The organism is Lentzea indica, assembly GCF_012184385.1.
GTDB lineage: Bacteria > Actinomycetota > Actinomycetes > Mycobacteriales > Pseudonocardiaceae > Lentzea > Lentzea indica.
Genome location: NZ_VSRL01000041.1, coordinates 1 through 15,827 on the forward strand (window position 1 = coordinate 1; position 15,827 = coordinate 15,827).

At 69.3% G+C, this 15,827-nt stretch carries 13 protein-coding genes and 3 pseudogenes; 11 read left to right on the forward strand and 5 right to left on the reverse strand.

Annotated features, from left to right (window positions below; genetic code table 11):
* Window positions 1-667: DUF6542 domain-containing protein (locus FXN61_RS14280; RefSeq protein ID WP_167974074.1), on the reverse strand; the 667-nt coding region annotated here is incomplete at its 3' end.
* Window positions 668-756: 89 nt separating this feature from the next.
* Window positions 757-1,668: a DNA recombination protein RmuC gene (locus tag FXN61_RS14285; protein WP_167974076.1), complete on the reverse strand. Its 912-nt coding sequence runs from the start codon at window positions 1,666-1,668 to the stop codon at window positions 757-759.
* Between the two features lie 99 nt (window positions 1,669-1,767).
* On the opposite strand from FXN61_RS14285, the gene FXN61_RS14290 reads away from it, so the two are divergent.
* The 4 genes and pseudogenes from FXN61_RS14290 (at window position 1,768) to FXN61_RS14300 (ending at window position 6,283) form a co-directional block, all read left to right on the forward strand.
* The gene (locus tag FXN61_RS14290) at window positions 1,768-2,907 is read left to right on the forward strand and encodes an exonuclease SbcCD subunit D (RefSeq protein ID WP_167974078.1); all 1,140 of its coding nucleotides are present in this window, start codon (window positions 1,768-1,770) and stop codon (window positions 2,905-2,907) included.
* The gene (locus tag FXN61_RS55295; protein ID WP_312877718.1) at window positions 2,904-4,040 is read left to right on the forward strand and encodes an AAA family ATPase; all 1,137 of its coding nucleotides are present in this window, start codon (window positions 2,904-2,906) and stop codon (window positions 4,038-4,040) included. The genes FXN61_RS14290 and FXN61_RS55295 overlap by 4 nt, the downstream gene beginning before the upstream one ends.
* Before the next feature lie 1,397 nt (window positions 4,041-5,437).
* Window positions 5,438-5,779 (forward strand): annotated as a pseudogene (locus FXN61_RS56950) (SbcC/MukB-like Walker B domain-containing protein); the annotation flags it as partial.
* A 9-nt stretch (window positions 5,780-5,788) separates the two neighbouring features.
* Window positions 5,789-6,283 (forward strand): hypothetical protein, encoded by a 495-nt coding sequence (locus FXN61_RS14300; RefSeq protein WP_167974080.1) that lies wholly within the window; start codon window positions 5,789-5,791, stop codon window positions 6,281-6,283.
* Here the strand turns inward: FXN61_RS14300 and FXN61_RS14305 are convergent.
* The gene (locus FXN61_RS14305; RefSeq protein ID WP_167974082.1) at window positions 6,280-6,777 is read right to left on the reverse strand and encodes a methylated-DNA--[protein]-cysteine S-methyltransferase; all 498 of its coding nucleotides are present in this window, start codon (window positions 6,775-6,777) and stop codon (window positions 6,280-6,282) included. The genes FXN61_RS14300 and FXN61_RS14305 overlap by 4 nt on opposite strands.
* A pseudogene (locus FXN61_RS14310) lies at window positions 6,774-8,059 on the reverse strand (AlkA N-terminal domain-containing protein). The gene FXN61_RS14305 and the pseudogene FXN61_RS14310 overlap by 4 nt, the downstream one beginning before the upstream one ends.
* A gap of 80 nt (window positions 8,060-8,139) precedes the next feature.
* Here FXN61_RS14310 and ychF point away from each other — a divergent pair.
* The 3 genes from ychF to FXN61_RS14325 all read left to right on the forward strand — a co-directional run bounded on the left by ychF (window position 8,140) and on the right by FXN61_RS14325 (window position 11,107).
* Window positions 8,140-9,219, forward strand: coding sequence for a redox-regulated ATPase YchF (ychF, locus tag FXN61_RS14315; RefSeq protein ID WP_167974084.1), 1,080 nt, complete (start codon window positions 8,140-8,142; stop codon window positions 9,217-9,219).
* 396 nt (window positions 9,220-9,615) lie between these two features.
* Window positions 9,616-10,371, forward strand: coding sequence for a transcriptional regulator (locus FXN61_RS14320; protein WP_167974086.1), 756 nt, complete (start codon window positions 9,616-9,618; stop codon window positions 10,369-10,371).
* A 28-nt stretch (window positions 10,372-10,399) separates the two neighbouring features.
* Window positions 10,400-11,107 carry a prevent-host-death protein gene (locus FXN61_RS14325; RefSeq protein WP_167974088.1) on the forward strand — a complete coding sequence of 236 codons (708 nt, stop codon included), beginning with the start codon at window positions 10,400-10,402 and terminating at the stop codon, window positions 11,105-11,107.
* On the opposite strand, the gene FXN61_RS14330 is transcribed toward FXN61_RS14325, so the two are convergent.
* Entirely contained in the window at window positions 11,096-11,908 is an 813-nt protein-coding gene (locus tag FXN61_RS14330; RefSeq protein WP_167974090.1) for an SAM-dependent methyltransferase, read from the reverse strand. The two genes, FXN61_RS14325 and FXN61_RS14330, sit on opposite strands and share 12 nt — an antisense overlap.
* Window positions 11,909-11,981: 73 nt before the next feature.
* Here FXN61_RS14330 and FXN61_RS52070 point away from each other — a divergent pair, with 73 nt between their 5' ends.
* The 4 genes and pseudogenes from FXN61_RS52070 to FXN61_RS14345 all read left to right on the forward strand — a co-directional run.
* On the forward strand, window positions 11,982-12,494 hold the full coding sequence (locus tag FXN61_RS52070; RefSeq protein WP_312877720.1) for an AfsR/SARP family transcriptional regulator: 513 nt from the start codon (window positions 11,982-11,984) through the stop codon (window positions 12,492-12,494).
* Window positions 12,437-12,592: pseudogene (locus FXN61_RS56305) on the forward strand (BTAD domain-containing putative transcriptional regulator); the annotation flags it as partial. The gene FXN61_RS52070 and the pseudogene FXN61_RS56305, both read left to right, overlap by 58 nt.
* 100 nt (window positions 12,593-12,692) lie before the next feature.
* The gene (locus tag FXN61_RS14340; RefSeq protein ID WP_167974092.1) at window positions 12,693-14,702 is read left to right on the forward strand and encodes an ATP-binding protein; all 2,010 of its coding nucleotides are present in this window, start codon (window positions 12,693-12,695) and stop codon (window positions 14,700-14,702) included.
* A 4-nt stretch (window positions 14,703-14,706) separates the two neighbouring features.
* On the forward strand, window positions 14,707-15,827 hold a 1,121-nt coding region (locus FXN61_RS14345), incomplete at its 3' end, for an AfsR/SARP family transcriptional regulator (protein ID WP_167974094.1).

Genomic DNA, 15,827 nt, shown 5'->3' on the forward strand with positions numbered 1-15,827 from the left:
CTTCCGGACGCGGGCGGCGGGCAGGAGCGCCCTCAGGACGCGGACGACGGGCAGAAGCGCCTTCTGAGCGCGCTTCCGGGCGGGGACGGCGCGGGCGGTCTTCCGCGGCATCGTCGCGCGCGGGCTTGGGCTTGCGGGCGGCGGGCTTGCTGCGGGACTTCAGCTCGGCCTTGGCCTCGCGGACCTCGTCCTTGGACGGCCGGTTCGGGTCCTTCTGGATGACGATCCGCAGGATGCCGAGCGCGACGGTGACGGCGGTGGTGACGGCCATGACCGGGAAGCTGTCGATCAGCGGCCTGCCCAGGCCGATCGCCATGGACGCCAGGCCGCCCTTCTGCACGCCGCCGGTGAACATCACGAGCAGCGGCACCGTGGCGGCGAGGATCAGCGGCGGCTGCACCATCGGCGCGAACAGGCTGCGGCGCTGGACCAGCAGGATTCCGGCGAGCGCACCGACGAAGAACACGGCGTTGAACGTCCAGCCGACGGTCTTGCTGGAGTTGATGTCGATGAACGCGCCGATGAACGCAGGGACCAGGGCACACAGGATCGCGGCCCACCACGGGACGCCCTTGAACGATCCGAAGATGGCCCGGTAGTTCCACGGAACGGCCTCGTAGTCCTCGACGTCGTCGAAGCCAGCCGAACGCTCGCGCAACTCACTCACGCCGCACACGGTAGCCGTTCGGCCATTCGGTGTTCGTCAGTCCGCTGCTTTCTCACCCAGAAGCAACCTCCGGGCACGCTCCGTGCGTTTTATGCGGACTGTTCATCCGCCCTTCGGACGAGGGGGAGGGGCGTGGGGGTGGCGGAGGCGTCCGTCAGCGGCTCCACGCTCGCCCGGAAGCCCTCCAGTGCGTCCAGCTCGCGCCTGCGTGCGGAGAGGAAGCGCTGCAGGTGGGTGGTTGAGAGGTTGACCGCCTCGATGGCGGTGTCGGCGGCGCGGTTCGCCCGTCCTGCCTGCAGCCTGACCTGTTCGACGTCGTCGGCGAGGGCCCGTTCGGTGACCGCGAACATCGCGCTGGAGGCGATCACGGCGAACCCGGTCGGGCCGCACAGGAAGACCCGGCGGTCCAGCAACCAGCGCAGGAGCTCGGGATCGGTGTCCAGGGCGGCGACGACCGCGCCGTCGTTGGGGACGAACATGATCGTGCCGTAGATCGCGTCCGCCCAGCGCTGGTAGCCCTTGCCCGCCAGTTCGGCGGCACGAGAGCGGATGTTGCGGACGTGGACCCTGAGCGCGTCCTGGCGTTCCTGCGGATCGTCCGTTTCGACCGCTTCCGCCCAGCACGCCATGGACATCTTCGAGTCGACCGGGACCTGCCGGCCGCCACCGACGTTCAGGACCATGTCCGGGCGCACCGCACCGCCGCCGGCGACGTCGGTCTGGAGCGTGTAGTGGAGGTTTTCCCTCAGGCCGAGTGCGCGCGCCGTTTCGACGAGCACCTGTTCGCCGAGCTCACCACGGCCGCTGACGCTGGAGAACGCCACCTCGTAACGCTGCAGGGCTTGTTGTTGCGAGTCGAAGCGCGCGCGTTCGGTGCTGATGGCGTGGAGCGCCTCGTCGGTGCGGCGAACGCTGTCCTGGTAGAGGCGCCAGACGAACACCAGCGCCCCGGCACTGACGAGCACCAGGACGAGCGAGGCGGTGATGATCACTGCGGTCACGGCACCGATGATGCTCCCCCAGAGATGTTGAACTCGATCGGGTGACACGCCGGGAACCCTCCCGGAGTTTTGTCGGACCCCGTCTCTACGGTTGGGCCCATGCGGATCCTGCACACCTCCGACTGGCACGTGGGGCGCACGTTCCACGGTCGCGATCTGCTCGTGGAGCAGGAGTCGGTGCTGAGCGGCCTCGCTGACCTGGTGGCCTCCGAGAAGGTCGACGTGGTGGTCATCTCCGGCGACCTCTACGACAGGGCGGTGCCGTCGGCCGACGCGGTGGCGTTGTGCGCGCGGGTGCTGATGCGGATCCGATCGGCCGGGGCGCGGATCGTGATCACGCCGGGCAACCACGACTCGGCGGCGCGGATCGGGGTGTTCGGGGAGTTCGCCGCGGCGGGCGGGCTGTACCTGCGCACGCAGATCTCGTTGCTGGACAAGCCGGTCGAGCTGGAGGACGAGCACGGTCCCGTCGCGGTGTACGGGATCCCGTTCCTGGAGCCGGAACCCGCCCGGCACGTGCTCGGCGTGGCCGACAAGGGGCACGCTCCCGTGCTGACCGAGGCGATGCGGCGGATCCGGGCTGACCTGGCCGGTCGTGAGGCGCGGTCGGTGGTGCTGGCCCATGCGTTCGTGACAGGCGGGGCGCCGTCGGAGTCCGAGCGCACCATCGCGGTGGGCGGAGTGCAGGACGTGTCGATGCAGGTGTTCTCCGGCGTCGACTACGTGGCTCTCGGGCATCTGCACGGGCCGCAGACGTTGGCGGAGAACCTGCGTTACTCGGGAAGTCCGCTGGCCTACTCGTTCTCGGAGGCACGGCACCGGAAGTCGGTGTGGCTGGTCGAGCTGGACGCGGGCGGGCTCGTCGGCGTGGAGCGGCGTGATCTGCCGGTGCCGCGGCAGCTGGCCACCGTGACCGGCACCCTCGCCGACGTGCTGGAGGATCCGGCGCACACGCCGTTGGAAGATCACTTCCTGTCCGTGGTGCTGACAGACCACGTGCGGCCGATGGACGCGTTGCGGCAGTTGCAGAAGCGGTTCGAGCACGCGGTGCACGTGGAGTGGCGGCCGGAGCAGGGGCTGCAGCACACCATGACGTACGCGGACCGGGTGCGCGGCCGTTCCGACGAGGAAGTGGCGTGCTGTTTCGTGTCGGACGCGCGGGGTTCCGAGCCGACCGACGCGGAGAAGGCGTTGCTGCGCGAGGCGTTCGCCTCGGTGGCGAGGGAGCAGGAGCAATGAGACTGCACCGCCTGGAGCTGACGGCGTTCGGGCCCTATCCGCGGCCGGAGACGGTCGACTTCGACGAGCTGGGCGCGGACGGGTTGTTCCTGCTGCACGGCGACACGGGCGCAGGCAAGACGACGTTGCTCGACGCGGTGGCGTTCGCCCTGTTCGGCCGCGTGCCGGGCGCGCGTGGCGACGTGAAGAAGCTGCGCTGCGAGTACGCGGATCCCGAGGTGCCGACGTCGGTGTCCCTGGAGCTCACGGTGCAGAGCCGCCGGTTCCGGATCGTGCGCTCACCGGAGTTCGACAGGCCGAAGAAGCGCGGCGGCGGCTTCACCACCCAGCCCGCGAAGTGCTCGCTGACGTGGCTCGAAGGCTGGGACGGCGAGGGCATCACCCGCATCGACGACGTGGCGCGGGCCGTCGAGGACATGCTCGGCATGTCGTACGAGCAGTTCTTCCAGGTCGTGCTGCTGCCGCAGGGCGAGTTCGCCCGCTTCCTGCGCTCGGACACGGCCGAACGCGAGGTGTTGCTGGAGAAGCTCTTCGGCACCGAGCGGTTCCTGGACGTCGAGAAGTGGTTCCGCGACAAGCGGGTCGTGGCCGGCCGCGTGCTGGAGGAACGCCGTCAGGGCGCCGCCGAGCTGATGCACGCGATGGCGGAGGCCGCGGGCGAGGAGCCGTCGTTCGAGCCGGGCTGGCTGGAGTCCGTGCTGGAGCGGCTTTCCCTCGCCGTCCGGGAAGCTGAGGCGTTGTCCGTGGAGACGGCCGGTGTGGCCGACGGCGCGGACGCTCTGCTGGCGCACGCCCGTGTGCAGGCCGACCAGATCCGCCGCGTGCGCGAGGCGCGCGAGTTGCTGGCTCGCGTGGAGGCCGCGGACTCGGCGTCGTGGTTCGCTGAACGTGACGCTGCCCGTCGCGCGAGCCCCGTCGTGCGGCCTTCGGTGAGATCGCGAAACTCGAGCAGTCCTACGAGTTCGCCGTTCGCGACGAGACCCGTGCCGCGGAGGCGTTGGCGCGCTTGGGTTACACCGGCTCACAGTTGCGGGAGGACGCTGAGCGGTACCGCGAGGAAGCCGGTGGTCTGGCCGAGCTGGCCGCCGAGGCCGAACGCCAGCAGGCCGACGTGCGCAAGCTGTCGGTCCTGAAGAACTCCTCGCACCAGGTCGAGCGCCGGTTGCTGGCACTGAACGCCGAGCTGGACGTGCTTCCCGAACGCCTCGCCCAGTGCCGGTCGCAGCTGGACGCCGCCGTCGAAGCCTCGGCGCGGCTGGAGGGCCTGAAGTCGCGCGCGGACGCCGCGGAGTCGTTGCCCGGCGCCGTGGAAGCGTTGGAGCGCAGCAAAAAGGAGCTGCACGAGGCGATCGACGTCCACCAGAAGGCCAAGGACGTTCTCCAGCAGGTCCGCCACCAGCGCCTCGAGAACATGGCCATCGAGCTGGCCGCCGCACTGAAACGCGGCAAGCCCTGCGCCGTCTGTGGTTCCCCGAGTCACCCCGCCCCCGCGCAACCGATGCTGGGCGGCGTGGACGCGGCCGACGAGGAAGACGCCGCCGGCGAGGAACAGTCCACCCTGGACCGTCGCCACGAGGCCGAACGAGCCGTCCACGCCGCCGAGCTGCGCATCCAGGCCTGCTGGGAGGCTCTCGGCTCCGATGAGCCCGCCTTCGCCGTGGCGGAGTACCGCACGGCGTTGGAGCTGGCACGCACCCGTTCCCAGCGGCAGACGGAGTTCGTTGCCCTGGAAGCCAAAACCCGCGATCTGGGCTCCGAGAAGGCCAAGGTCGAGCAGGACCTCGTGGGCTTGCGCACCGAACACACGTCGCTGGTCACCGTCGTGGAGGAGCGCGGCGCCCGTCTGGACAAGGCCCGCGGCGAACACGAGGACGTCCTGACCCGCCGCGATCACCTGCTGCGCCTGGCGAAAGCGTTGGTGGAGCTCGCCGATCGCCGTGCGGCCCGCGACAACGCCTTGGCACGCGTGGAAGAACAGCAGGCTTCTGTCGCGTTGCTGGCCACCGAGGCGGGCTTCCCGGACGTCGACTCCGCTCTGGCCGCAGCCCGTCCAGCGGTCAAGCTCCAGGCGTTGGACGAGCGAATCGCCACCTGGGAACGAGCCCGCGCCTCGGCTCTCGCGACCTTGGAGGAACTCGCCGGCGTTGATCCAGCTGCCGAGGTGGATCTGAACGAGGTGACCGCTCAGGCCTCGTCCGCCCGCGCCGCCGCTTCCTCCGCCGCGACCGGCCTGGCCCGTGCCCGCGAGGCTCTGGACCGGGTGAGCGAGCTCGCTGCCCGGTTGCGTGCCGAGTGGAAGTCGTTGGAGCCGCTGGAAGCCACCTACGCGGAGCTGGACGCTTTGACCGACGTCATCAACGGGCGCGGGCAGAACTCGAAGAAGATGACCCTGCGGTCGTACGTGCTGGCGGCTCGCTTGGAGGAGGTCGCTGTCGCCGCCTCCGCGCGGCTGCATCGCATGAGCCAGGGCCGGTACAGCTTCGTGCACTCCGACTCGGCCGGGGCGCGCGGCACCCGTGGTGGGTTGAACCTCGACGTGCTCGACGACTACTCAGGCCGGTCTCGTCCCGCCAAGACGTTGTCGGGTGGTGAGTCCTTCCTGGCGTCGTTGTCACTGGCTCTCGGGCTGGCCGACGTGGTGGCCAACGAGACCGGTGGGGCGTTGCTGGACACGCTGTTCGTGGACGAGGGCTTCGGCACGCTGGACTCGGACACGCTCGACATCGTCATGAACACGCTCGACGAGCTGCGCGCCGGCGGGCGGGTCGTCGGGTTGGTGTCGCACGTGGAGGAGTTGCGGCAGCGGATTCCCACCCGGTTGAGGGTTCGCAAGGCGCGCACTGGATCCACATTGGAGGTCTCGCTGGGTTAGCCTCGGCCCGTGCTGTCCCACGTGGAAGTCACCGCGCGAGTCGCCGTCACCCCGGCCACCCACTTCGTGTGGTCGAACCGGCTGGACTTCACCCACGACTGCCTCGTCTGCCTGCGCGTGGGCCGGTTGATGCAGCTGCGGCACGGCATGCCCTACGGCCTCTGCACCGGCAACGAGCACCCCGCCCCGATTCGCGTCAGCGCCTTCGACGCCACGGATCACGGCACCGAGCGCAGGCTGCGGTGCCGCATCACGTCGTGGTGGGCGCCGTTCAACGACCTCATGGAACCCGACGTCCAGGCCTCCGAACTGGCCGCCCAGCCGTGGGTGCGGCTGAACTACCGCGTCGGCTGCCACATCTGCCGTGACAACGGGGTTTCCGGCTGGCTGGGCATCGAAGGAGACCTGACCTCCGGCGCCGGCCAGGTCACCAGCTCGTGCCCGCGTTGCGAGACGGAGCTGGTGACCGCGAGCGGACCTCCGGAGATCAACCTCGCGTGTTAGCCCTCGTGGGCGAGCAGCCACCGCTTGACGTCCAGGCCCCAGCGGAACCCGCCGAGGTTGCCACCGATCCGGATCACCCGGTGGCACGGCACGAACAGCGCCACGGAGTTGCGCGCACAGGCCGAGGCCGCGGCGCGGACAGCGGCCGGACGGCCTGACAGTTCCGCGTACTCCGTGTACGTGACGGGCTCACCGGCGCGGACGGTGCGCAGGACGTCCCACGCGTGTTGCATGAACGGGCCGGACTTCTGGCGGACCTCCACCGAGTCGATCGAGGTCAGGTCGCCCTCGTGGTAGGCGACCACGGCCTTGGTGACGTCACCCAGATCGCGCTTCGAAGTGATCTCCGACGGCATCAGGGAGGCGTGGATCTGGGGCGTCAGCAGGGCGATGTCGGCGGTCCAGCCGCTGGCCAGCACCGCTCCGTCCGGCGCGACGATCGCGGTGAACGGCCCCGCAGGGGTGTCCACAGTGGACGTGTGCGCGACGCTCATGATGTTGCTGCCTTCCTCGTCAGGTGTGCTCCTGCGTAGGAGCGCCACGGCCGCCAGTCGGGGCCGTGGGAAGCCAGGTTCCGCATGCTTTCCGGCAGCACCAGCACGTCCGGTGCGCCCAGCACCCGCATGGCCACCTCGTCGGCGACTCGGGCGCCGACCAGTGATGCGAGTTCTTCTGTCAGGTCCTCGATCGAGCGGCCCACGTCCACGACGAGTCTGCCGCTCGTCACCGCCTCGGTGACGGGGTGGTCCCCCGCCGAGTAGAGGTGGGTCAGCGCACCGTCCGGGACCTTCAATGGCACGCCGGCGAACGGTGCCACCAGCCGCAGCAAGGTCTCGGTGCCGTCGATGCTGCCCGCGACCCGGATACCGGGCACCTCGCGGACCAGCGGACCGATCACCGGATCCGCGCCGAGGAACGAGTCCACGGCGACAGGGTCGGCGTCGAGGTCCAGCAGGCGGCGTATGCGCGAGACCGCCGCGCCCAGGTCACGCACGTCGGCGAGCCGCAGCGAGCACAGGACGTGGTCCGTGGGGAACGTCAGGCGGACCGTGGCCTCACCGTGCGGCAACGACAACGTCCGTGCGTAGGAGTCGGCCGTGACCTCCTCCACGCCGGGCAAGGCGTGCGCCCGGAAGTGGGCGAGCAGTCCGGCGGCGTCGAACGGCGGACGGTAGGGCAGCCGCAGCACGATCCGGCCCGGTGTGCCGACCGGTGCCTTGCCGCGGCCGCGCATGTCGGACGGCGTGGAGGCGAACACCATGCGGATGGTGTCGTTGAACTGCCGCACCGACGCGAACCCGGCGGCGAACGCGATGTCCGCGAACGGCAGTTCGGTCGTCTCGATCAGCAGTCGTGCGGCGTGCGCGCGGTGAGCGCGGGCCAAGGCCAACGGCCCGGCGCGAGCTCGGAGGTGAGCACGCGTGTGAGGTGACGTTCCGAGTAGCCCAAACGAGAGGCCAGGCCGGTCACGCCGTCGCGTTCGACGACACCGTCGCTGATCAGGCGCATCGCGCGGCCGGCCAGGTCCGCCCGCAGGTTCCACTCCGGCGAGCCGGGAACGGCGTCCGGGAGGCACCGGCGGCAGGCGCGGAAACCGGCGGACTGCGCGGCGGCGGCTGTCAGGAAGAACTGGCTGTTGCGGCGCTTCGGGGTCACCGCGGGGCACGACGGCCGGCAGTAGATACCGGTCGTGCGGACCGCGTGGATGAAGCACCCGTCGAACCGGGCGTCACGCGCGGCGCAGACCCGGTAGGCGTGTTCTTCGTCAATGACCATGCCATCGATCCTGCCAGCGCGAACGCGCAATGGCTCGCGGGAATCGGACATGACCGTGGTCTGCCGTAGACTCGCTCCCCGTGAGTTTGACCCTCGGTATCGTCGGCCTGCCCAACGTCGGCAAGTCCACCCTGTTCAACGCGCTGACCCGCAACGACGTGCTCGCCGCGAACTACCCGTTCGCTACCATCGAGCCGAACGTCGGCGTCGTGCCGTTGCCGGACGCGCGCCTCACCAAGCTCGCCGAGATCTTCGGCTCCGAGCGCGAGGTGCCCGCCGTCGTGTCGTTCGTCGACATCGCGGGCATCGTCAAGGGCGCGTCGGAGGGTGAGGGCCTCGGCAACAAGTTCCTCGCGAACATCCGCGAGGCCAACGCGATCTGCCAGGTGATCCGCGTCTTCGACGACCCGGACGTCGTGCACGTCGACGGCCGCGTCGATCCGTCGAGCGACATCGAGACGATCAACACCGAGCTGATCCTCGCCGACCTCCAGACCCTCGAGAAGGCCATTCCGAGGATCGAGAAGGAGGCGCGGATGCAGAAGGACCGCCGCGCCGCTTTGGAGAACGCGAAGAAGGCCAAGGACATCCTCGACTCCGGCCGCACGCTGTTCTCCGCACAGTCCGAAGTGGACGGTGAGCTGCTGCGCGAGCTCTCGCTGCTCACCACCAAGCCGTTCCTCTACGTCTTCAACGCCGACGAGGGCGTGCTGAGCGACGAGGCCCGCATGAAGGAGCTCCGCGAGCTGGTCGCACCGGGCGACGCCGTGTTCCTCGACGCCAAGGTCGAGTCCGAGCTCCTGGAGCTCGACGAGGAGCCCGCCCGCGAGCTCCTGGAGTCGATCGGTCAGCACGAGCCCGGCCTGCACTCCCTGGCCCGCGCCGGCTTCCACACCCTCGGCCTGCAGACCTACCTCACGGCGGGTCCGAAGGAAGCGCGCGCCTGGACCATCCCGCAGGGCGCCACCGCCCCGCAGGCCGCCGGTGTCATCCACACCGACTTCGAAAAGGGCTTCATCAAGGCCGAGGTCGTGTCGTTCAACGACCTGGTCTCCGCGGGCTCGAAGGCCGATGCGAAGGCTGCGGGCAAGGTCCGCATGGAGGGCAAGGACTACGTCATGGTCGACGGCGACGTGGTGGAGTTCCGCTTCAACGTCTGACCTGCTCTTGGCCGGCTGTTCCGGTCGATCGACAGAAGCGGCGTGTCACCTGTTCGGTGTTCGGTATTGACCGAACGCCGAACAAGTGGAGAATAGCTTCGTGTGAGACCTGCCGAGCGAGAACGTGTCGCCCTCGATGCCATCATCGCTGCGATCACGGCGCTTGGCCTAGCGGCGCACACGCATGATGAGGCAGGTCAGGCCCCCGACGCGGTTCTTGTACTACCTGGTGGGTCAACGCTCGTCATTGAGGTCAAGTCTGCTGCATCGGTCACGGCTGACAGCGTTCCGGCTCACGTTCGGCGATGGTCGCAGAGCTCTGAAGGTGACGCGACGAGTGTGCTTGTAGCGGACAGGATCACTGAGGCCGCGCGAAGCAGCCTGAGTCAAGCAGGGGTGAACTGGCTGGACTTGCGCGGCCATCTGAGACTGATGGCGCCTGGCTTGTTCATCGACTCGGATGTTCCCGCACTGGCGCAGCCGAGTGCTGAGCGGCAAGGGATCAGCGGCCAGGTCGGTGTCGAGCTTTCCGCCCTGCTGCTGCTCGACCCTGCTCGGACGGTTGGGGTTCGTACGGCGGCGAAATCGTTGTCGCGTGCACCGAGCTCGATCTCCGAGGCCTTCTCGGCCTTGCGGGCGGCAGGGCTTGTCGACAGTGAGAACAGGCCTTCCGTTCCCGGCTTGTTCTGGGAGCTCGCCGAGCACTGGAAGCCGGTGAGTCGTGATGTGGCAAGCGTTCCCGGGCCAGGTGGTGAACGGGACAATGCTGCGCTTCGGCTGGGCATGGACGACGTTGAATCGACTGTTGGATGGGCGTTGACCGACACCGTCGCGGCGATGGCTTACGAGGCGCCGGTATCGATTCGAGCGGGCCACCCGCCCGACTTCTACGTTCCCGATCAGAGCACGTTGCGGCGAGCCGTCCAACTACTGGGGCCGGCTACGACGTCATCTTCGCGTGCCGGTCGCGTCCGCGTTGCTCCTGTGTCGTTGGTGTGTGCTCGTCGAATCGACGCCACCGGTTGGGCGAACGAACACTGGCCACTGACGAACCCCCTGTTCGTCGCGCTTGATCTGGCACAGGATCCGGGGCGGGGCCGGGAGATCCTCGACGGCTGGACGCCGAGGAAGCCGTGGAACCGTGTCTGGTGAGCCCGCGGTCGTTCTTGCCGGCAGGTCGATGACTCAGATCGTCAGCGCAATCCCCGTGGTTGCTGAACACACGGGACGCCCGGTAGTACTCATTGGCGGTCTCGCGGTGATGTGCCGACTCTCGGTGCCATACCGGGTGACGACCGACCTCGACACGGTTGATCGCCGGACCAGCAACGAGGACTCACAGCTTCAACTCCTCATGGCGGCCGGTGCGACGCCGAGCGGGCCCGTCGGCGCACTGGTCCACACCCCATGGGGCGAGGTGAAGGTCGACGTCCTCGAGGTCACTGACGCGGACGTCTCCGATCTTCCTGACGATCCGAACGATCGTCTGCACGTCCAATCTCATGCGTGGGCGGCGTCCACCGCATCCGCACTACTGCTCAGCGCCGAAGGGGTCCCGGCTCTCTCGGTGAGAGTCGCAGAGCCTGGTCCCATCATCGCGATGAAGTTGCAGTCGGTGATGAATCGCGGCGCTGCCAAAGAAGGAACGGATCTCCTGGACATCGCGCGCATCACCCTTGATCGAGCCTGTGGGCCGACCTCGCGAGATCAGCTCGAGTCGGCTGATTCTCAGATGCGTGCCGATGCGCTCCTGCACACCCGTCTGTGGTTCGACCGCCGCGACGCTCAAACGCTGAGCAAGATCAGGGCAGTTCCCGAGGGGCGAGACATGGAGATCGATGACGTGAGGCTCGTTGGTGAGCTTCTCGTCAGCGCGCTAGAGCATTGATGAACGTTGTGGTCTGAGCGCGGCCGTGTACAGCGCGGTCGCGTTCGCCGCTGCGGGGTCCATGAAGCCGGGCAGCGGCCGCCCGTAGGTGATGGCCAGCGCCGGAACGCGGTCCGTGGTGGCGGTCCAGCCGTGCGCCGTCAGCCACCCGGCCGGATCGTCCGCGCTCAACTCCAGCTCAGCACCCATGCTGCGGATCCGGTCCAGCACGTCGACCACCACCTCCGTGTCGTTCGCCGAGGTGTCCATGTGGTCGAACGCGAACCGGCTGCCGGGTGCGGACAGCGCTCGGACCGTGTCGAGCAGGCGCTTGATGTCGGGCTCGCTCAGGTACTGGAGCAACCCTTCTGCCACCCAGGCGGTGGGCGCGTCGCGGTCGAATCCGGCGGCGGACAGCGCCGAGGCCCAGTCCGTGCGCAGGTCGACCCGCACGATCACGCGAGAACAAGTGGCGGTGACGCCCTGCGCGGCGACGACCGTCTCCTTGAAATCCAGGATTTCCGGCAGGTCGAGCTCGAACAGGCGCACGCCGGAGGGCCACGGCAGGCGGAACGCGCGGGCGTCGAGACCCGCGGCGAGCACCACGACCTGCGAAGCGCCGGACGACAGCAGGAAGTCGTCGTAGAACCGGGTGCGCACGGCCATGAACTCGGCGGCGCCCGGCGGTGCCGGTGGGATCTCCTGGTCGGTGGCGGCCACGAACGCCGCTGCCAGCGGGTCGTCACAGATCCGATCCGGCCGCGCGGCCTCGGCGGCGCGCATCGAAGCGACCCACAGCGCTGTCTTGCTCACTCCCCGCATGCTCGAAGGCTGGCATCCCAGCGCGTCCCGCGTCGACCGTGCGTCTCACCTCGCGCATCTAGACTCCACTGGTGTGATCGTCGAGTACCGCGTGCTGGGGCCGTTGGAGGTGCTGCTCGACGGCGAACCCGTGACGGTTCCGGCTGGTCGCGGACGGGTGCTGCTCGCCACGTTGCTGTTGCGGGCCAACGAGTTCGTGTCGGTCGACGAGCTGGTGGACCGCATCTGGGAAGGGGAGCCGCCCGCGCCGGACCGTGCGCACAAGACGTTGCAGATGGTCGTGCTGCGGTTGCGGCAGGCGCTCGGCGCGGCCAACTGCGTCAGGACGGTGTCCGGCGGGTACAGCGCGCACATCGAACCGGGCCAGCTCGATCTCACGCGCTTCCGTGCGCTGGCCGAGCAGGGCGAGTTCCGTGCGGCGCTCGACCTGTGGCGCGGGCCGGTGCTGGCCGACGTCGCCTCCGAGGCGTTGCACCGCGACGACGTGCCGCGGCTGCTGGAAGAACACGTCGTGCGCTCGAACACCGCATCGACCAGGACCTTGCCCGTGCCACCGACGTGCTGGTGCCCGAGTTGCGGTCGTTGATCCAGAAGCACCCGCTGCGGGAGACGTTTTGGGCGCAGCTGATGCTCGCCCTGCACCGCTCGAACCAGCAGGCGGAGGCGCTCGCCGTCTACGAGGAGGTCCGCAGGCACCTCGCCGACGAGCTGGGCGTCGACCCCGGCCAACGGCTGCGGCGACGCTCATCAGCAGGTGCTGAGCGGCGAGGTGCCGCGGCCGACGGTGCCTCGCCAGCTGCCTGCGGACTTTCCGCACTTCGTCGGCCGCGAGGAGGAGCTCGCGAGGCTCACCGAGATGCTGCACACGCGGCCGGGCGAACCGGTGTTGATCTCGGCGATCAACGGTGTCGGTGGCGTCGGCAAGACGGCCTTGGCGCTGCGGTGGGCTCACCAGGTGGCCGACCGCTTCCCCGACGGCCAGATCTACGTGAACCTGCGCGGTTTCGACTCACGTGCCGAGCCGGTGCAGCCGTTGGTCGCGATCAGCAACGTGCTGCTGGCGCTCGGTGTCTCCGCGGCGGAGCTGCCGTCGTCGGAGGACGCGTTGATCGCGCTCTACCGGTCGGTGCTCGCGGGGCGCCGGGTGCTGCTGTTGCTGGACAACGCCCGCGACGTCGACCAGGTCCGGCCGCTGTTGCCGGGTGGTGCGGCCAACCTCGTGCTGATCACGAGCCGCAACCAGTTGCGCGGCCTGGTGGCGCGGGAGGGGATGCGGCCGGTCGCACTCGACGTGCTGGACGAGCAGGGCGGGCTGGATCTGCTGACCGAGCGGATCGGTGCGGCGCGAGTCGCCGCCGAGCCCGAGGCCGCCGCGCGCCTGGTCGTGCAGTGCGCGGGACTGCCGTTGGCGCTGGGCATTGTGGCCGCTCGCGCGCGTACGACGACTCGCTCACCGGAGCTGGCCGAGAGCTGGCCCGGCGAACGGCTCGACGCGCTGGACGTCGACGACTCCACCGGCGTTCGCGCGGTGTTCTCGTGGTCGCTGCGATCGCTCAGCGAGGACGCGGCGCGCCTGTTCGTCCTGCTGGGCCTGCACCCCGGCCCTGACTTCGCGATGGCCGCGGCGGCCAGTCTCGCCGGGCTGCCGCCTGCCAGGACGCGGCGGCTGCTGGGCGAGCTCGTCGCCGGAAGCCTCCTCCACACCGGCACCGGCGGCCGGTACGTGCTGCACGACCTGGTGCGCGACTTCGCGGCGGAACGGGCGGCCGCGCTGCCCGCCGAGCAGAGGTCCGAGGCGTTGCACCGGATGTTCGACCACTACCTGCACACCGCGCATGCGTGCTGGCAGCTGCTGCAGTTCAACTCCGCGCCGGTCGTGACGGAGCCACCCGCACCGGGCGTGCTGCTCGAACCGGTCCCGGACGCGGACGCGGCGTGGGCCCGGTTCGGCGCTGAGTGCCGGGTGCTGCTCAGTGCCGTGGAACGAGCGGGGGAGGTGGGTGCGGACGACTTCGTCTGGCGGACGATGTTCACGATGCACGGCTACCTCTCCCGGGAGGGACACCTCCACGAAGCCGTGGCAGGGCACCGCCTCGGGCTGGCGGCGGCGGAGCGGCTCGGCGACTTCGACGCGCAGAGCCTCATGCACCGCAGGATCGCCGCCACGCTCATCAGCTTCGACGACCACGACGCCAGCGAGTTCCACCTGCGAGAGGCGATCCGGTGCGCGCGGCCAGGCGGCAACGTCCTCGCGGAGGCGCATCTGAGGCGCGGGCTCGCGTTCTCGTACGAGCGGCAGGGCCGCCTCGCGGAGGCGCTCGACGTGTTGGTGGAGATTCATCCGCGCATGGCAGGCCAGCGCGACAGTTACGAGGTCGGCCGCCACCTCGCCGCACTGGGCAGAGCCCACCACAACGTGGGCGAAAGTGCCCGTGCACTCGAGCTTTGCCTGCACTCTGCCGAGAAGTTCGCCGAAACCCAGTACAACGGCCAGGACGAGGGGCCTGCCGGGAACCTGGAGACACTGGGCGACATCTACCTCGGCCTCGGCCGGCACGCCGAAGCCGTCGACAGCTACGAGCGGGCGGTGGCGATGTGGCGGGAGATGCGCGGGGCGACCAACGTGGCCGACGGCCTCATCCTGCTGGGCGCGGGTCTCATCGCGGCAGGTGAGCCCGGCCGTGCGCGGGAATGCCTCACCGAGGCGGTGCAGCTCATCGAGCGCACGCTGGACGGGGAGTACTTCCAGGACGGGGTGCAGCGTGCGCGAGAACTGCTCGCTTCGCTCGACTAGTGGCGTGGCCCGTGTCGAGTACCGGGTGCTGGGGCCGTTGGAGGTGCTCGTCGACGGCGAGCCGGTATCTGTTCCCGCGGGTCGCAGCCGGGTTCTGCTTGCGACGTTGTTGTTGCGTGCCAACGAGTTCGTGTCGGTCGACGAGCTGGTTGAACGGGTGTGGGACGGCGAGCCGCCGGCAGCGGATCGGGCGCACAAGACGTTGCAGATGGTCGTGACCAGGTTGCGGCAGTCATTGGGGGAGGCCAACTGCGTCCGGACGTCGTCGCGCGGTTATTCGGCGGTGGTCGAGCCGGAGCAGCTCGACCTCGCTCGTTTCCGCGCACTCGTCGCACAGGGCGAGCGCCGTGCCGCGTTGGAGTTGTGGCGTGGTCCCGTGCTGGCCAACGTCGTGTCGGAGTCGTTGCACCGCGAAGACGTGCCTCGGTTGACGGAGGAACGGCTCGTCGTGCTGGAACAGCGGATCGACGAGGACCTGGCTCGTGCCACCGATGTGCTGGTGCCTGAGTTGCGTTTGCTGGTGCGGCAGCATCCGTTGCGGGAGACGTTCTGGGCGCAGTTGATGCTCGCTCTGCATCGGGCTGGGCAGCAGGCGGAGGCTCTCACGGTCTACCAGGAGATCCGAAAGCGTCTCGCCGACGAGCTCGGTGTGGACCCTGGTCAACGGTTGCGCGAGGCGCACGAGCAGGTGCTGCGCGGCGACAACCCGGCCTCCTCGGTGCCTCGCCAGTTGCCACCTGCCTACCCGCACTTCGTGGGCCGCGCGCAGGAGTTGGCGCGGCTGACCGAGACGCTCAGGATCCGGCCGGGTGAACCGGTGCTGATCTCCGCGATCAACGGCATCGGTGGTGTCGGCAAGACCGTGCTCGCGCTGCAGTGGGCGCACGAGGTGGCGGGTCGCTTCCCGGACGGCCAGCTCTACGTGAACCTGCGAGGCTTCGACACGCGCGCTGAGCCGCTCGACCCGGTGTCGGTGGCCCGCGACTTCGTGCAGGCCCTCGGCGTGAAGGACGTGCCGTCGTCAGGGGACGCGCTGATCGCGGCGTACCGGTCGGCGTTGGCGCGGCGCCGGGTGCTGGTGGTGCTGGACAACGCCCGTGATGTGGATCAGGTCCGGCCGTTGTT